1 protein-coding gene is annotated in these 255 nt (G+C 61.6%); it reads left to right on the top strand.

The window, feature by feature from the left end; all coding sequences use genetic code 11:
- Positions 1–255, top strand: a 255-nt coding sequence (locus ACUHMQ_RS21315) for a reverse transcriptase domain-containing protein (RefSeq protein WP_445297429.1), incomplete at both ends; no start/stop codon positions are given.

A 255-nucleotide genomic window follows, 5' to 3' on the forward strand; every position in this document is an offset into this window, starting at 1 on the left:
TGGCGAACATCCTGCTGGACGAAGTGGACCGGGAGTTGGAACGGCGAGGCCACTGCTTCGCACGCTATGCCGACGACTGCAACGTCTACGTGAAGAGCCGGAAGGCTGGGGAACGCGTGCTGGCGGGCCTTCGACGCCTGTATGCGAAGCTGCATCTACAGGTGAATGAAGGCAAGACAGCGGTAGCCTCGGTGTTCGGGCGTAAATTCCTGGGTTTCACCCTGTGGGTTGGGCGCGGTGGCGAGGTGAAGCGTA

It is taken from the genome of Chitinimonas violaceus, assembly GCF_052601015.1.